General features: G+C 46.9%; 12 protein-coding genes. 10 read left to right on the top strand and 2 right to left on the bottom strand.

Translation table 11 applies throughout. The features are described 5' to 3' along the window. Positions 1–74: 74 nt before the first annotated feature. Positions 75–2,822 carry a PAS domain S-box protein gene (locus tag ABXS70_RS13605; protein WP_366296321.1) on the top strand — a complete coding sequence of 916 codons (2,748 nt, stop codon included), beginning with the start codon at positions 75–77 and terminating at the stop codon, positions 2,820–2,822. A 113-nt stretch (positions 2,823–2,935) separates the two neighbouring features. On the opposite strand, the gene ABXS70_RS13600 is transcribed toward ABXS70_RS13605, so the two are convergent. Beyond that, complete coding sequence (locus tag ABXS70_RS13600) at positions 2,936–3,148, bottom strand: hypothetical protein (protein ID WP_342555732.1); 213 nt, start codon at positions 3,146–3,148, stop codon at positions 2,936–2,938. A gap of 121 nt (positions 3,149–3,269) precedes the next feature. Then, positions 3,270–4,025 carry a hypothetical protein gene (locus ABXS70_RS13595; protein ID WP_342555733.1) on the bottom strand — a complete coding sequence of 252 codons (756 nt, stop codon included), beginning with the start codon at positions 4,023–4,025 and terminating at the stop codon, positions 3,270–3,272. A gap of 677 nt (positions 4,026–4,702) precedes the next feature. On the opposite strand from ABXS70_RS13595, the gene ABXS70_RS13590 reads away from it, so the two are divergent. From ABXS70_RS13590 to ABXS70_RS13550, 9 genes are all read left to right on the top strand, one after another. Next, positions 4,703–6,397 carry a M3 family oligoendopeptidase gene (locus tag ABXS70_RS13590; protein ID WP_342555734.1) on the top strand — a complete coding sequence of 565 codons (1,695 nt, stop codon included), beginning with the start codon at positions 4,703–4,705 and terminating at the stop codon, positions 6,395–6,397. Between the two features lie 318 nt (positions 6,398–6,715). Further along, on the top strand, positions 6,716–7,867 hold the full coding sequence (locus tag ABXS70_RS13585) for an iron-containing alcohol dehydrogenase (RefSeq protein WP_366296318.1): 1,152 nt from the start codon (positions 6,716–6,718) through the stop codon (positions 7,865–7,867). A gap of 626 nt (positions 7,868–8,493) precedes the next feature. Further along, on the top strand, positions 8,494–9,657 hold the full coding sequence (locus tag ABXS70_RS13580) for a glucose-1-phosphate adenylyltransferase (RefSeq protein WP_342556316.1): 1,164 nt from the start codon (positions 8,494–8,496) through the stop codon (positions 9,655–9,657). A gap of 113 nt (positions 9,658–9,770) precedes the next feature. Continuing rightward, the gene (glgD, locus tag ABXS70_RS13575; RefSeq protein ID WP_342555736.1) at positions 9,771–10,874 is read left to right on the top strand and encodes a glucose-1-phosphate adenylyltransferase subunit GlgD; all 1,104 of its coding nucleotides are present in this window, start codon (positions 9,771–9,773) and stop codon (positions 10,872–10,874) included. 337 nt (positions 10,875–11,211) lie between these two features. Next, positions 11,212–13,644 carry a glycogen/starch/alpha-glucan phosphorylase gene (locus ABXS70_RS13570; RefSeq protein ID WP_342555738.1) on the top strand — a complete coding sequence of 811 codons (2,433 nt, stop codon included), beginning with the start codon at positions 11,212–11,214 and terminating at the stop codon, positions 13,642–13,644. Between the two features lie 280 nt (positions 13,645–13,924). Next, positions 13,925–14,791 (top strand): effector binding domain-containing protein, encoded by an 867-nt coding sequence (locus tag ABXS70_RS13565; protein WP_342555739.1) that lies wholly within the window; start codon positions 13,925–13,927, stop codon positions 14,789–14,791. A 45-nt stretch (positions 14,792–14,836) separates the two neighbouring features. Further along, entirely contained in the window at positions 14,837–15,295 is a 459-nt protein-coding gene (locus tag ABXS70_RS13560) for a VanZ family protein (RefSeq protein ID WP_342555740.1), read from the top strand. A 132-nt stretch (positions 15,296–15,427) separates the two neighbouring features. Then, complete coding sequence (locus ABXS70_RS13555; RefSeq protein WP_342555741.1) at positions 15,428–17,131, top strand: alpha-glucosidase; 1,704 nt, start codon at positions 15,428–15,430, stop codon at positions 17,129–17,131. Between the two features lie 137 nt (positions 17,132–17,268). Beyond that, positions 17,269–17,961: a metal-dependent hydrolase gene (locus ABXS70_RS13550; protein WP_342555742.1), complete on the top strand. Its 693-nt coding sequence runs from the start codon at positions 17,269–17,271 to the stop codon at positions 17,959–17,961. The last annotated feature ends 131 nt before the right edge of the window (positions 17,962–18,092 follow it).

Below are 18,092 nucleotides of genomic sequence, written 5' to 3'. Positions count from 1 at the left end.
GAAATCTTACATTCTCATAGTGAATCTTATATTCTCATTAAAGCAATCTTACTTTTGATAAAGGAGGATATGTAGTGTCGAACTCCATCACTCAGAGCCGGTCTCTGTTCGAACAATTATACACACATGCGCCGATCGGCATTGCTGTCGCTTCTCACGTTAATGGACTTTGGGTGCAGTTGAATCCGGCCTTTTGCGAGATGCTTGGATCAACAGAGGAAGAACTGCTGCACACTTCAATTGTACATATGATTTATGAAGAAGATCTCAGGTACGAGGAGTTTCGCAGCAATTTTTGGGAAATGACAAACGGTGAACAGCCGATGTATGAGACGGAGGTGCGTCTGAAGCGAAAAGATGGCACGCTGCTGTGGGCCACGATCAGAGCCTGCATTGTAAGGGATGAGACATTAGGGGAGCCTCTGTACCTGCTTGTACAGGCCGCCGATATTACCAAGCAAAAAGAAGCCGAACAACGACTCCTTGAACAGCGTAAGCAGCTGGAAGAAAGCAGTCGTATTTCACGCATTCTGGCGGAATCCTCCATGGATCTGATTGCCATTCACGAAGCAGATGCCGAGCGCACGTTCAAATATGTATCGGATGCCAGCAGAAAAATGCTCGGTTACGAACCTGAAGAGATGCTCGGACGCTCTGGAATGTTCTGTATTCATCCGGAAGATATCCCGATGGTGCAGGCTTATATTCGCGGCCAGACGGAAGGACTCACTCCTGAGCGAATCAGTTATCGACTGCTGCATAAAGACGGGTCTGTAGTATGGGCAGATACATTGACGCATTATGTGTGTGATGAGTCGGGCAGTTTGCAGGAGATGGTTGCGGTTACGCGTGATATTACAGATAGCAAACAGCAGCAGTTAAGTTTACAGGAGTACAAGTCTTTGTTCGACTGCAACCCGCTGGGAGTAGCTTCTTTAGATTTGGACGGGAATTTGTTGAAAGCAAATATAGGACAGGAACAGTTAACAGGACATAGTAAGGATGAATTGTTAAACGGATCTTTTGACCATCTGATTGATCCGGTGGATCTGGAGAAGACACGGTATCACTTTGAGGAGTCGGTAAAGGGTGCAGCCCAGAGCTACGAGATTGGTATGATTCACAAAAACGGGCAGCGCATCGAGGCTAGTGTCATTAATGTACCCATTTTGCTGGAAGACAAAGTGGTCGGTGTTTACGGCATCACAAGTGATGTAACCGCAGCTAAACGTTATGTAGAAGAAATTGAAAATTTGAGTTATGAAAGAGCATTGATTTTGAATGGGATGTCTGAAGGGGTAATCGGACTGAATCTGGATGGATACGTCAATTTCGCCAACCCTGCGGCGGCAGAGATAATGAATATCTGTCCAAGCGAGATGAACGGCAAATCTTTGGAAAAAATGATGGTTCAGATGCAGAGCGAAGGCATACCCTACCCTGCCAAAGGAACACCTATTTTGCAGGCGGTTCGCGAAGGAAGAGCACTGCCGCGTACAGAATCGGTATTCTGGCGTCAGGACGGGTCGAGCTTTCTTGCTGAATTCCAGCTCAAGCCGATTATGGATCAAGGGAAAACACGCGGGGCTGTGTTGGTTTTCCGTGATATGACGTCGGTAAAAGAAATTATTCGTGCGAAGGAAGCTGCAGAGCATGCAGACCGTGCGAAATCGGAGTTTCTTGCCATTATGAGCCATGAACTGCGTACACCGTTAAACGGGATTATGGGAATGGCACATCTGTTAATGGAAACAGAGCTGAATGAGGAACAGCGGGGATTCGCAGAAATCATGATTGATAGCGGAGAGTCGCTGCTCTACATTTTGAATGAAATTCTGGATTTCAGTAAAATTGAAGCAGGCAGGATGGATCTGGAGCAGGGGCCTGTAGATATTCGGGACTTGCTGAACAGTGTAATCGAGCTGTTTTCCATTAAAGCCTCGGAGAAGAACATTGAACTTTTTAGCGAAATCTCATCGCAGATTCCTGAACGTGTAGGTGGAGATGAGACAAGAATTCGTCAGATTCTTATCAATCTGGTCGGCAACGCTGTTAAATTCACCGAAAAAGGAAGCGTTACGATCAGTGCGGAAATGAATCATTCACCAGAGCATGGTCCAGATCATCTGATGCTGTCGTTCAAGGTGAAGGATACAGGTATAGGCATTGCTCTGGATAAACAGCATCAGTTATTTCAGTCCTTCTCGCAGCTGGATCCATCGATTAATCGTAAATTCGGAGGGACGGGGCTGGGTCTAGCGATCAGCAAAAAACTGGTAGAATTAATGGGCGGAGCGATCGGTGTTCAGAGTGAGATCGGCAAGGGAGCGGAATTTCAGTTCACCCTTGTGTTAGAGAAGTGGAACGAAGAAACTACAGATGCAGAACATGTGGTCGCCGCAGCAGGGGAGCTGCCGGATCGCAACCATCTTGCAAGCGGGATTCGAATATTAATCGCCGAGGATCAAGCTGTCAACAGTCATCTGCTGGAGGAGATGCTGCGCAGATTCGGAGGCGCATGCGATGTCGTGGGGAATGGGGCACAGGCTCTAGATTCTCTGGCGAACACGCCGTATGATCTGATCTTCATGGATGTTCAGATGCCCGTAATGGACGGAATTGAAGCAACTCGTGAAATCAGAAAAACGCATCCCGAGATTCCTGTCATTGCTGCGATTACTGCCTTTGCAGGGGATCGTGACCGGGAAGCTTGTTTGCAGTGTGGAATGCAGGACTTTATAAGTAAACCTTTCCATTCAGCAGAAATTATTCGTGTCTTGAACACGTGGATACCTTTCATTCATTCTCAGCGGGTGAAATGACAACGGAACAAAAAGCAGGGGTTTCTCCCTTGACCAGGGTAGAGCGTTTATGTTGAATTACAAATTTGTTCAAAAAAACCTTTATCTCCATCGAGATAAAGGTTTTTTTGAAGTTAAGACCATCCACCAATTAACCCTGAGAGGGTTACACACTCATCATCTTCCAATTCGGCAATTAGCGTGAGATCTTCGTTATCCTGCGGATTCACGGAATATAATTCCCGGTGTCCGTCCTCATGTTTGATGATGACTAACTGATTGCCGCCTTTTGTATGAAATTGGTACTTTACCCCGATACCAGGCAGGGAGCATTCCCGAATATTCATGAAACTTGTTCACCTCTTTAACTTTTGCTCAATCTTCATGTTAACCGTTCACACAGTACGGATGTATTCTACTATCCATAACACGGTTTGGCAAGTCACAAATCCAACTGTCCGCGGAGTGTCATGTATTTTTACGATGCGAACCCGGATGTTGCTGTTTTTTGGTCCGTCTGCGCCGAACGAAGAACCAGATGATCAGTGCCAGGATCAGCACAAGACCGATGACGGCGACCAGCAGGATATTGCGGATATTCGGAATCTGTACCGTGAGATCCATCTTATTTTTTTGCAGGGGAGCAATGTTCCAGATCAGCGTTTTACCGCCGTCCTGTACTTGATCTGCATTGGAATCTTCGGCTTTGATCGGGAGGGACAACTTGAAATCAAAATTCATATCCTTCAGCAAAAGCCGTTTGAGAAAAGATGGGACATTGTTGATCTGTTCTTTAATATCCCCATCCGGCATGGATTCCATAAGGTCAGCCTCGGCAGTAATATGCATTTTTGAGGTGAAAAACCCTGGAATCGTGGATTGTTCGAATCGGATTCCCGGAGGCATATTCGAAGTGTTAAATCCGGTCATACTGCCTTTTTCGTAATGGTTTGCTGCCTGCAGCACGTTTCGATCACCCTGCTTCGTAACTTCCGTTTTAAAGTTATTTCGTTCCAAACTTTGAGCCAGCAGGGGCATAAGGTTATCTTGTCCAATCTTGCCAAGCGCTGCATCAGTGACACTCAGATTGAGATTCAGGTCTACCGTTCCGTTCATATTTACGGTGACATGAGCTTCTCCATCCGCACAGGCGGATAAAATGAAGAGCATCAAGGCAAGCATAGAGGAGAGCAATAATTGACGTATAGGAATGCGAGTTGACATGGTTTCCTGCCTTTCTGTGTATGTCTGCTGTAATTATGTTTACCCATATCCATCCAATCCGAATTATAGTATACAACGGAACATCTGCAGATGCTAACATGAAGTATAATGCACGGCAGATGGTGACATAACAAGCATATGATCTGGTGAAAAACAATTGAAAATAGCAATTCAATATGACATATATCCTTGATTTAAATTAAAGATGTCGTATTTTTGTCAATGTTCGGTCAATTCAAACAGCTATTCCGCGTGTAAACTGATAAAGAGATGAATATACGGGCAAGGGGGGTACATTCATGACTTATATTATTATTCTGGCTGTTATTATGGTTGTGGGTATGATTGGAATGGGCTGGTTCTATAAGATCGTTGACGAGGATAAACATTAATCTTCGAACCTGTTGTAAACACTTGAAAATTAGACAAGCCTATAAGCTGGCTTCGCTGCTGCGGAGCGGGCTTATTTGTATTGGTCTAGTTCAGCTTTATTATTTTTTTGGAAATTTAGATCTCTCACGTAATGATGTAAACTGTTCAGTTCTTATTTGAAACCATTTGACCGATGGACAAATATTTTTCGTAAAGTTGGGATTTTTAGGCTTTACTTTTGTATAATAGGGGATAGCTTCTCGGGTATTGCCCGAAATTTGTCAAACAGGAAAGGGTGTACATAAATGAAGTTTAGCGAATATACGTATACACGTCCCGATCTGGAACATATCAAAACCTCTTTCGGTGAACTGCTGAAGGGATTCGAAGCAGCGAATTCAGTGGAAGAGCAGAGCGAATTCATGGACAAGATCAATGCACTGCGCAGTGATTTTGAAACGAAGGCACAGCTGGTCTACATCCGTCATTCGATTGATACGAATGATGAGTTCTATAAGGCAGAGAATGAGTTCCTGGATGAAAGTCAGCCTGTTGTTCAGGAATATATTACCGACTATTATCGTGCACTGGTGAACTCCAAGTTTCGTGAAGAACTGGAGCAAAAGTGGGGGACCCAACTGTTCCAGCTCGCTGACCTTTCTTTGAAAACATTCAGCCCGGAGATCATTGAAGATCTCCAGAAGGAGAATAAACTTTCGACGGAATACAACCAGCTGATTGCTTCAGCCAAAATCCCGTTTGAAGGGGAAGAGCGCACACTGCCTCAGCTCCACCCGTTTGAGCTGTCCACAGACCGATCCATGCGGGAACGCGCTTCGAAGGCACGCTACACGTTCATGGCTGAGCACGAAGCAGAATTTGACCGCATTTACGATGAATTAGTGAAGGTGCGTACACAGATTGCGAAGAAGCTGGGTTATGCAAGCTATGTAGAGCTGGGTTATGACCGTATGAACCGTACAGATTATAACGCGGAGATGGTAGCTAATTTCCGTGCTCAAGTCCGCGATTACATCGTACCTGCTGCTACCAAACTCAGAGAACGTCAGCGCAGCCGGATTGGTGTGGATACGCTCTATTTTTACGATCAGGGCTTCAGCTTCAAGACAGGCAACCCGACACCTAAAGGTGATCCGGATTGGATTGTTGAGAATGGGAAACGGATGTATGCCGAACTTTCACCAGAGACCGATGAGTTCTTCCAGATGATGACCGAGAATGAGCTGATGGATCTGGTTAGCAAAAAAGGCAAGCAGGGCGGCGGATACTGCACATTCCTGAACGATTATAAAGTGCCGTTTATTTTCTCTAATTTTAACGGTACGTCGGGTGACATTGACGTGTTGACACATGAAGCGGGACATGCTTTCCAAGTGTATGAGAGCCGTAATTTTGCTGTGCCGGAATACAACTGGCCGACCTTTGAGTCTGCAGAGATTCATTCGATGAGCATGGAGTTTTTCACATGGCCGTGGATGGAACTTTTCTTCAAGGAAGATACAGATAAATATAAGTTCGATCATCTGTCCTCAGCACTGCTGTTCATTCCATACGGGGTAGCTGTGGATGAATTCCAGCATTTTGTCTATGCGAATCCGGATGCGACACCGACGGAACGCAAACAGGCTTGGCGTAACATTGAGAAGATCTACCTGCCGCACATCAACTACAAAGACAATGCATATTTGGAGCAGGGCGGATTTTGGCACAAACAGGGCCATATCTTCTCATCACCATTTTATTACATCGACTACACGCTGGCACAAATCTGTGCATTCCAGTTCTGGAAACGCAGTAATGCAGATATGAAATCAGCATGGGCAGATTATCTGACATTGTGCAGAGCAGGCGGCAGCCTGTCCTTCACAGGTCTGGTAGAGCTTGCGGGTTTGAAGTCGCCGTTTGAAGACGGATGTGTGTCGTCCGTAATTGGCGAGATTGAAGCATGGCTTGATGGTGTGAACGACAAAGCCTTGTAAGCAGGAAGACAAGGGAACGCAGTCCGGAATGATTCTCTTATGAGGTGTAAACACTATTAAAATCAAGAAATGTGAGACGGCTTGTACCTACGGGTATCCGAGTCGTCTTTTTGCTATTTGTACAGAAAGTTAACAGATTAACGAAGCAGCATCCACACGAAATTAAACGCAAAATAATCAGATGAAATCGGAACATCTTTGTAACACCAAGGAACATTGTAACATTTATCAGAGTAATTGTGATTTATTTCACTATAGCTGGAAACGGATTCAGTTACAATAAAAGGAGTAAATCAGGGTTACAGGAGGCTGGTTCAGATGGCAACACATGCATATTATGTTCCACCCGTGAATTTAATGGGCAGAGGATGTTTGCAGGATGCAGCTCCATTGATTGAACAGATGGGTATACGCAAGGCGCTTGTTGTTACGGATCAGACACTGGTTACGTCAGGCACTGCTGAGTGTGTATTGTCTGCTCTGCGAAAAGCAGGGTTAGATTATGTCGTATATGATGAGGTACAGCCGAATCCGACTTGCCTTAATGTGCATGAAGGATTACAAGTATTCCAAGACCATGGCTGTGACGCCATTATATCGATAGGCGGAGGTTCACCGCAGGATGCAGCAAAGGCGATAGGTATCGTTGCTGCAAACGGTGGGCATATCCGTGAATATGAAGGACTGCATAAATCGAAGGTTAAATCGGTACCGCTTGTCGCTGTCAATACAACTGCAGGGACATCAAGCGAAGTGACGATGAACTACGTCATTACAGATGAGGAGCGAAGAGTGAAGATGGTAATGGTAGACCGAAATTGTCTTGTTGATCTGTCGGTGAATGACCCCGAGCTGATGCTGAGCAAACCTGCCAGTCTGACCGCGGCTACGGGCATGGATGCGTTAACCCATGCGGTGGAAGCGATGGTTACACCTGGCGGTTTTACGGTTACAAGTGCAACAGCTGCAGCTGCGGTCAAGTTGATCTTTGAATATTTGCCAAGAGCGGTGAAGGATGGCACGGATCTGGAAGCCAGAGAATATATGACATATGCGTGCTTCTTGGGAGGCATCGCTTTCAATAATGCGGGTCTCGGATATGTTCATGCGATGGCGCATCAACTGGGCGGGGTGTACGACCTGCCGCATGGAGTATGCAACGCGATGCTGCTGCCTTATGTGGAAGAAATGAACGCCAAACATGTGCCGGACAAATTCCGTCATATCGCCAAAGCGATTGGTATGGACGTGAAGGAACGCACGGACAAGGAATGTGCTGATTATGTTATCGCAGCGATTCGAGAACTGACGAAGGAAGTAGGTATTCCTGAGAAGCTGTCCGAGCTCGGCGTGCAAAATCCGGATGTGGAGCTGCTTGCAAGCAATGCGATGAAGGATGCCTGTGCACCGGGCAATCCGTATCAGCCATCCAAGGATGAAGTGATGGAGCTATTCCGTAAAATTATCTAGATGATCGCTTATGACTTGGAATGGATGCATACTGAATTACGGGAGCTGCTCCCAACCTGTCTTGATAAATGCATGAAGCTTGGAGCCGGAGAAATCCGGCCTTTTTGCATGGGATAAACCGATCCTGCCTCCCGCAATATTTTACCATATTATTACCAAAAGGATTTTAATTCCTATTTATCGAATAGATTAAAAGAACAGCGGCTGGGCAAAAAAAGTACGATTCAAACGTACTGCGCCCTAAAACATTTCGATGTCGCCGTTACCGCAAGATTCCCCGATCGAATTCCTGTTTAATGGGTAATAGGATTGTTTATTTGCACCCACTGAACAGTCTTCAATGCAAGTGAAGTCCGAATAACCAACGCGAATTACAGCATCAACACCATCTGCATGATCTGTATTATCCAGTCCATCAACACAATCATCATCGTGGTTTGACAGCAAGACCAGCTCACTATTCCAGTTATTGCTTACGAAAGACGTCCGGTTACATATGAGTGATGTCTTGTTCCGTTACACATCTGTACAGCATGCTCTTAATCAAGACAGCCGTGTTTTACAACAGCATATCGATTATGGGCTCTGATGAATCAGAATGAATGCACGTGGAGGAGGCTGTAATGATGGCAAAAAAAGAGGTTGTCGCAATGCTGCTCGCTGGGGGGCAGGGTAAACGCTTGAAGGGTTTGACGAAATCACTGGCGAAACCCGCTGTTTATTTTGGAGGAACATACCGTATTATTGATTTTCCGCTGAGCAACTGCTCGAACTCGGGGATCGACACCGTTGGGGTATTAACGCAATACGAACCGCTTGTTCTGCATTCTTACATCGGTATTGGCAGTGACTGGGACCTGGACCGCAAAAATGGCGGGGTATACGTACTTCCTCCTCATGAACGGGAAGATGGAAGTAACTGGTACCGGGGTACAGCTGATGCCATTTACCGCAACCTGAATTTTATTGAACAATTCGATCCCGAACATGTGCTGATTCTATCCGGTGATCATATCTATAAGATGAACTATGACAAGATGCTTCAATATCACAAGGAAAAAGATGCCGACTGCACCATTTCAGTTATTGATGTGACCCTGGAAGAAGCAAGCCGCTTTGGTATTCTGAATACCCATGAGGACTACAGCATCTATGAATTCGAAGAAAAGCCTTCACAGCCCCGAAGCACGCTTGCTTCCATGGGCATCTATCTCTTCAAATGGGATGTGCTGAAACGATTCCTGATTCAGGACGAACAGCAGGCATCCACCTCTTACGATTTTGGTAAAGACATCATTCCCCTGCTGCTGGAAAATGAAAAATCATTATTCGCCTATCCTTTTGAGGGGTACTGGAAAGACGTTGGAACGATTCGCAGTCTGTGGGAATCCAATATGGATTTGCTCGACGAGGAGACACCCCTGAATCTTAATGATCCGAACTGGCGTATTTTTACCCGCAATCCGAACCAGCCCGCTCAATATATATCGCCATCCGCCAAGGTGCGCAACTGCATTATCAGTGAGGGCAGCATCGTACATGGAGAAGTCAATCATTCCGTCCTGTTCTATGGAACCGAGGTTGGAGAGAACAGTGCAGTCATCGATTCGGTTGTGATGCCGAGGGTCAAAATTGGCCAAAACGTATCTATTCACAAATCGATCATCTCTGAAGGCTTAGTGATTCCCGATGGAACACGGATTGCGCCTGCACCGGGAGACGAAAGTGATATTTTACTGGTGGATCAGGAGGAATTGGAACGTCAGCTTCGTCAAGGAATCACGAATTAGATGGTGTTTTCAAGGAATAAGGTTGATTTAAGGTTATCCGTAGGTCCCTCAGTCATTTTGTGCAGATGCGACTTTATGTTTTTCCAATATGGTTCAAAAGGACGGTGCGCGCGATGAAATCATTGATTGGAGTAATTAACCTTGACCATGAGCTTGAAGAATTGAAGGAATTGACGTACTTTCGCTGCGGTGCCGCGGTACCGTATGCCGGGCGTTATCGTCTGATTGATTTTGTACTGTCCAACATGATGAATGCGGGTATTGAAAGTATTGGCGTCTTTGTCCGCCGTAAGTACCGTTCACTGATGGACCATCTGGGAGATGGAAAGCCATGGGATCTGGACCGCAGACACGGAGGCATGTTTATCCTTCCACCGGACTGGAACGACCCGACCGATACGTCACAGGGTGACCTGCAGCATTTTCATAACAATCTGGACTTCTTCCATAGAGGCGCAGGGCAGTACGTCGTGCACGCAGGCAGCCGGCATGTGACCAAAGCTGATCTTCAGGATGTCTATCGGTATCATATAAGTAAAGGAGCCGACGTGACACTGGTTTGCAAAAAGGTAGACCAACTCCTGCCTGAACACGACACCTGCATTAAAGTGGACCATGACGAGGATGGAAATGTGGTGGAAATTCACCAATGTGCGGACCACACGAATATATATACAGAGATTTTCATTATGGAAAAAGAACTGTTCCTCAAACAGGTGCAGCGATGCATTGAGCATGGGGAAAGTCATTTCTTCCGTGACGCAATTCAGAGAAATCCGGGCGGTTTGAAAATCGCAGCGTACGCTTACGAAGGATATCACGCGGTGATCAATTCCGTTGACAGCTACTATCGCAACAGCATGGACCTGCTCCATGCAGGACAGTACGAACAGCTGTTCAAAGAAGATCCTGTGCAGACCAAGATTAAATACGAAGCGCCTGCCAAGTACCTGGAATCGGCCGATGTCAAACACTCGCTGCTTGCCAACGGCTGCATCGTAGGCGGTGAGGTACAGGACAGCATCCTGTTCCGGGGTGTCCATGTAGCGAAGGGTGCTAAGATTAAGGGATCAATCATTATGCAGAAATGTTATATTGGCGAAGGCACGGTGCTGGAGAACGTCATTTTGGATAAAGACGTGAAGCTGACTGGCGGACAGACGTTAATCGGCGACCCGTCCAATCCGTATATTTTGGCGAAAAGCACTATTATTTAAAGCAGAAATTCGTCCGATATTTTCTATAACGATATAAAAAAATAAAATCCTGCGGGTTCGTTTTCAGGTTCTTATGCATTAGAAGTAACTCATGACTCGCGTTCTTGCTAACGTGCAGCGTAGTGCAGGGGACGAAATCAATTCTGAAGAAGCGAAGCGCTCGCCTTTGTCTCTCCATTTCTACCTTGTGAAGGGTGATGAGGAAATGGAGAGACAACAGCGATCGAAAGAATGATTCGTAACCGAAACGGTCACGTTGCTGAAACGCCTGAGTACTGAGTTCTTAGCATCACGAACCGCCCTCAACCCGCAGGGTTTCACCGGGAGGAACCTACTTTTGTTTGACAACAAGGAAACGTTCAAGTCGATCTTTCAACGCAATCTCGTCAGCAAACTGGGCAAACCAATTGAAGAAGCTACGCAGGATGACGTGTACCATGTACTCGGCAGTATGATTCGTGAATATGTGGGTCAGGATTGGGCGGCCTCGAATCAGGGATTCAAGCAGCGTCAGGATAAACAGGTGTATTACTTCTCGCTGGAGTTTCTGATTGGACGTCTGCTCGGCAATAATTTGCTCAATGTGAACGAACTGGAACTGGTTCGCGACAGTCTTGCGGAACTTGGCTTTTCGCTGGAGTGTATTGAGGAACAGGAAGCGGATGCTGGACTGGGTAATGGAGGACTGGGAAGGCTTGCTGCCTGTTTCCTGGACTCTTTGGCCTCACTCGGTTATGCGGGACATGGCTGCGGTATCCGCTACAAATACGGTCTGTTCGAGCAGAAAATTATCAATGGCAATCAGGTAGAGCTGCCGGATAACTGGCTGGAAAAAGGCAATGAGTGGGAAGTGCGGCGTCCCGACAAAAAGGTAGAAGTGCAGTTCTGGGGCCGCGTCGAAGCCTATGAACAGGACGGACACTACCATTTTGTCACGAAGGATGCAGAATCCGTTGTAGCCGTACCGTATGACGTGCCGGTTATCGGGTATGGTCAGCCTCATGTTAATACGCTGCGGCTGTGGAGTGCGGAGCCGAAACGTGAAACGTCATTGGATACCCCTTCCAATTATTACGGGTACCTGGATTACAGCCGCTCGGTTGAATCCATCTCTGAATTCCTTTATCCCGATGACTCCCAGTATGAAGGTAAGCTGCTGCGTTTGAAGCAGCAGTACTTTATGTGCTCGGCTGGCGTGCAGAGTGCTTTGCGCACATTTAACAAGCTGGGGCTGCCGTATGATCGTCTGCCGGATAAAGTGGCGTTTCATATCAATGACACTCACCCTACGCTGGTTATCCCCGAACTCATGCGTATTCTGATGGATGATAAGGGCTGCGGCTGGGATGAAGCTTGGGACATTACCACGCGAACCGTATCTTACACGAATCACACTACACTGAGCGAGGCGCTGGAAAAGTGGCCTGTGGCCATGATCAGCAAGCTGCTGCCGCGTATTTATATGATTATTGAAGAGATTAATAAACGCTTCTGCGCGCTGCTGCTGGATCGTTACCCGGGTGATTCGAATCGCATCGAGCATATGGCGATTGTAGCAAACGATCAGGTCCGCATGGCCCATCTTGCTATCGTAGGCAGTCACAGCGTTAACGGCGTGGCCGCACTGCATACCGAGATTTTGAAAGAACGGGAGATGGCGCCGTTCTATGCTTTATATCCTGAACGCTTTAACAATAAAACCAATGGTATTACCCATCGCCGGTGGTTAATGCATGCCAACCCGAAACTGTCGGATCTCATTACCGAAACGATCGGGAATGAATGGATCACGGAACCTGGCAAGCTGGAGAAGCTGGCCGAGTATGCCGATCAGTCCGCATTCCAGGAACAGTTCCGTGCGATCAAACGGGATAATAAAAACCGTCTGGCTTCTTACATTCTCGATCATACCGGCACGGCAATTGATCCTGATTCGGTGTTTGACGTACAGGTGAAAAGGCTGCATGGGTACAAAAGACAGCTGCTGAACATTTTACATGTCATGCACCTGTATAACAGGCTGAAAAGTGACGCTTCGTTTGATATGGTACCGCGTACGTTCATCTTTGGAGCGAAAGCAGCCCCGAGTTATTATTTTGCTAAAAAAATTATTAAACTGATTAATACGGTGGCAGACACGGTGAATCGGGATACAGCGGTAAATGACCGATTGAAAGTCTTTTTCCTGGAAAACTATTCTGTTTCCCTTGCAGAGAAGATTATCCCTGCAGCCGATGTGAGTGAGCAGATCTCAACAGCGGGTAAAGAGGCGTCGGGTACGGGAAATATGAAATTCATGATGAATGGCGCGCTGACGATTGGTACGATGGATGGAGCAAACGTCGAGATGGCGGAGCAGGTAGGTGAAGAAAATATGTTCATCTATGGTCTGCGTGCGGATGAGGTCATGGAATATTATCGTAACGGCAGCTACAGACCCAATGAAATCGTCGATCAGGATGAACGAATTCGTCAGGTAGTGGAGCAGTTAATACATCCAGGGGCATTCTGTGATCGAGACGGGGAGTTCTGGGATATTTATGATTCGCTGCTCGCCCATGGAGACGAATACTTTGTACTGCGTGATTTTGCGGCCTATGCCGATGCACATGCAGCAATTGATCAAGCATACCGTAATGTCTCGGGCTGGACCCGAAAAGCTGTGCTCAACACGGCACATTCAGGTATCTTCTCTAGTGACCGAACAATTAGTGAGTATGCCACCGATATCTGGGGCATCCATCCCGTGTCCGGACACTGGAATGGTTAGTATACAGAAGTTGTGAGCATGAAGGCCGGTACGCGCAAAGACCCGCTGCACCTTTAGAAATTTTCTCTCTTGTTCCAATGTCTGCGCCCTGCAGTGAGTTAGGATTGCTGCAGGGCGCGGCTTTGAACAAGATTTTTTTGTTTTCGTAGGAAACCAAAGCATTTTAACACATCAAGTCCGCACCCGAGATCAAAAAACAAAGCCGTTTCTCCGTCATACTAAGAGAAGAAACAGAGAAGCAAAGAGTACGTATCTTACATATGAACAGGAGACGACCATTATGGATCATTATTCACGCATTCAACTTGCGATTGAGCACTTGGAAGAGCATCTGCAGGAGCCTTTCAACATCAGCGATGTGTCAGCGGCAGCGAGTTTCTCGGCTTTTCATTTCCAGCGTTTGTTTCAAGCGATTACAGGCTTTACTGTATTGGAATACGTGCGCAGGCGGAGATTAACGGAGGCAGCTTCTGCTTTGCGGAATACAGCGAAGGGTGTACTGGAGATTGCATTGAACTATGGTTATCAGTCGCAGGAAGCATTTACCCGGGCATTTGATATCCATTTTGGAACCACCCCCGCCCGGTTTCGTAAAACAGAGCAGCCCGATGCCGAGTCCCGGATGCAGCGGAGCATTGACTTTAATGCATACCGTTCACAGCTTGGTACAGCGTTACATATGAACCCACCGCGAATGGTAACGCTGGAGCCGATTCAAATTATCGGTTACGAATATAAGACGAATCTCAATGATGATCAGCATTATGCGGACGTTCCTGGATTCTATGATGAGTTTGGACGTGAACAGAAGTTCATGCGCATTCCAGACCGGATTCGCCCGGATATGGCCTATGGTGCCGCGGATCATTTCCAAGACGATGGCGTATTTTCGTTTATTATCGGGGAAGAAAGCGCAGCAAATGGGGATTTGCTGGAGCCGGGATATACTCGTCTGGAGATTCCGGGCGGATTGTACGCGGAATTTACAACCGAAGGCTCCGAGCAGGACGTACGCAAAATGATCTATGGCAGCTGGCTGCCTTCATCCAAATACGAGCGCCGGGAAGGGCCGGACTTTGAGGTCACCGATGTGTGGAAGTCAACGCCCGAGCGGCTGGACATGAAGATCTACATCCCTATAAAATAGACCTTACCGCTCACTTGGCGGAAAATAAGGTCGGAGGGATCATGCGTGAGCAGAAGAGACTGGCTTCACTCCAAGCGGATGCGTGCAGTGATGATAACATTAGCGGTGATATACGCGCTGATCATGTGCAGTCTTCTTTTTTTCAGGGGAAGGTCACAAGGCTTGAATTATCAGTATAATCTCGTACCTATGGAGACCATCGGCCCGCTGATCTGGCATAGAGAACATTTCACGACGGATACCTGGGTCAAAAATCTGTTTGGAAATATCGTGTTATTTATTCCGCTGGGCATCTGGATTCCGTGGCTGTTTCGCAGATATCGTTCCTGGGCCAAGTTGACGTCCATCGTTGTTCTCATCCTGCTGCTTGTGGAAACGTTACAGCTCATTACACGCGTGGGAACATTTGATGTGGATGATATCATTCTCAATACCGCTGGAGCCTGGATAGGATTTGGCGGATTTCGACGATTTACAGGTTTGGGAGGAAAGACTCGAAGCTGATCGCGTGGTGCGATTGAGGCTTACGAGTCTTTTTGTGTTTTTGCATAAAACCCAGGCTCAGGTGTTTATAAGGGTTTCTTTTCGGATAAAACATATTAACGGGTGAAATGCTTCACAAGAAAGGAAAGCGAGGTGGACGTTATCGTTTGGTGGAAGGAAAGCGTAGTCTATCAGATCTATCCGAGCAGCTTCAAGGATGCTGACGGAGACGGATACGGTGATTTGCAGGGGATTTATGATAAGCTCGATTATTTGCAAAGCCTCGGCGTGGATGTGATCTGGCTGTGTCCGATCTATGATTCACCCGGCCATGATAACGGATATGATATCCGTGATTATTACGCTATTTTACGAAAGTACGGCACGATGGAGGATTTTGATCGCCTGCTTGCGGAAGCGCATAAACGTGGACTCAAGATCATGATGGATCTTGTGCTGAATCATACTTCGGATGAACATGCCTGGTTTGCTGAATCTCGTTCCTCCAAGACGAATGCTAGGCGTGACTATTATATCTGGCGCACGGGTAAAAACGGGCAGGTACCGAACAACTGGGAGTCTTATTTTGGCGGTTCAGTGTGGAAGCATGATCCCGAAACGAACGAATATTATCTGCACTTATACTCGGAGCATCAACCCGATCTGAACTGGAATAATCCGGAGATGGCGGAGGAGATGTATGAGATGGTGCATTGGTGGCTGCAAAAAGGGGTGGATGGTTTCCGCTTTGACGCAGTAGCCCATATCGCCAAGGCTGATGGACTGCCGAATGCCCATAATCCGAATAACCTGCCTGTCGTGCAGGCGTATGAGCTGTTTTCAAATCTGGAGCAGGTGCATTCCATCCTTCGCAAGCTGAATAACATGATCCTCAAGCCTTATGGGCCGATGACAGTTGGTGAAACATCAGGACTTGGACCCGAGCAGGCCTTGGCTTATGTAGGTACAGATCGGGATGAATTAAACATGGTGTTCCAGTTTGAGCATATGTTTATCGATGCCGAGTCTTCGGGCATTGGCAAGTGGAATTACAAGCCATGGAAGCTGACAGAACTGAAAGAGATTATGAGCCGCTGGCAGACGGTACTTCACGGCAGAGGCTGGAACGCCAATTATATGGGGAATCATGATCAGCCGCGTCCTGTGTCTCGTTTTGGAGATGACGGTAAGTACAGAGTGCGTTCTGCACAGATGCTGGCAACCTGGATGTTAACGCTGGAAGGCACGCCGTACATCTATCAGGGGGAAGAGATTGGCATGACCAACGTGGCGTTCCCTGACATTGGCCAGTACAGGGATATTGAGACCAAAAATTATTACAACCACTATATTGGTCAGGGGAAATCCAAGCATGAAGTGATGGAGGCAATCTGGCTGAAGAGCCGGGATAATGCACGCACTCCTATGCAGTGGGATGATTCAAAGCATGCCGGTTTTACCGATGGCGAGCCTTGGATCGAAGTGAATCACAATTATACGGATATCAATGTGGCTGAAGCCGAAGTTGATCCACATTCCATTCTCCATTATTATCGTAAATTGATATCCCTGCGCAAACAAAATCAGGCACTGATCTATGGCGCGTACGAGCTGCTTTTGCCGGATGATCCGGAAATTTACGCCTATACACGCACACTGGAGGAAGAGCAGTGGTTGATTCTGATGAATTTCAGCAGTCATGAGCCCGAGATGAATTGGCCGGAAGGTTGGAATGAAAAACAAGCCAAATTAATGATTGGCAATGTGAGCAGACGTTATTCTACGGATGAAGGTGCCATTTTGCTGCAGCCATACGAAGCTAGGGTATACTGCAGGAAATGCGAGAGCGGTGAGTAGGCTGTTTGCAGCGAGATGACAGGTTATTCATCGGCATTCGAGCAGCAGCAAGTGACAGTTTTGCGCTCGCAGAGCGTTCTGAATTATAATCAATTTAAAGCAGGAATAAATCATTCAGATGTCAGGAGGGACCCGAATTGTTGAATATTACGTACCACGGACACTCCAGTGTACAGCTGGGCACGGAAGAAAAGTCACTTATTATTGACCCTTTTCTGCGAGGCAATGAACTTGCGGTAACCAAACCGGAGGAGATCAAGACAGATGTGGTTCTGCTAACACATGCACATATGGACCACATTCTGGATGCCGAACCGATTGCGAAAGCCAATGATGCCAAAGTGGTGGCAATCGTGGAATTGGCCACATATATGTCGTGGAAAGGACTGGATACCATTGGCATGAATATGGGCGGTACGGTGGATCTTGAATTTGCCAAGGCAAAGATGATTCAGGCGTTCCACACATCCGGTATCGTACTGGAAGAGGAACAGCGGATTATGTACGCAGGTTTGCCTGCCGGATTCATCATTGATATTGGTGGCAAAACGGTGCTGCATGCCGGAGACACCAGTCTCTTCGGTGATATGAAAATGATCGGGGATCGTCATAACATTGATGTTGCTTTCCTGCCGATCGGCGGACACTATACGATGGGACCCGAAGACGCACTGCAGGCGGCAGAGTGGTTTAATGCCAAGCTGACCATTCCCGTACATTATGATACCTTCCCTGCGATTCGCCAGGATGCAGAGCAGTTTGTGCAGCAGCTGGCTGCGAAAGGACTGGAGGGCCGCGTGCTCGCACCTGGCGACTCCATCTCCCTGTAAGAAGGAAGCGGATTTAAGGCAGGTTTCATAATCATAAAAAATATAAAAGGCGAATGATGCGTCAAGAAATATGATGCGTCATTCGCTTTTTTTGTGCTGAGTATTCAATTTTGAGCGCAATTTTGGTCATC

The sequence above is a fragment of the Paenibacillus sp. AN1007 genome (assembly GCF_040702995.1).
Taxonomy (GTDB): Bacteria; Bacillota; Bacilli; order Paenibacillales; family Paenibacillaceae; genus Paenibacillus.
This window is presented reverse-complemented; position numbering and strand designations above follow the sequence as displayed.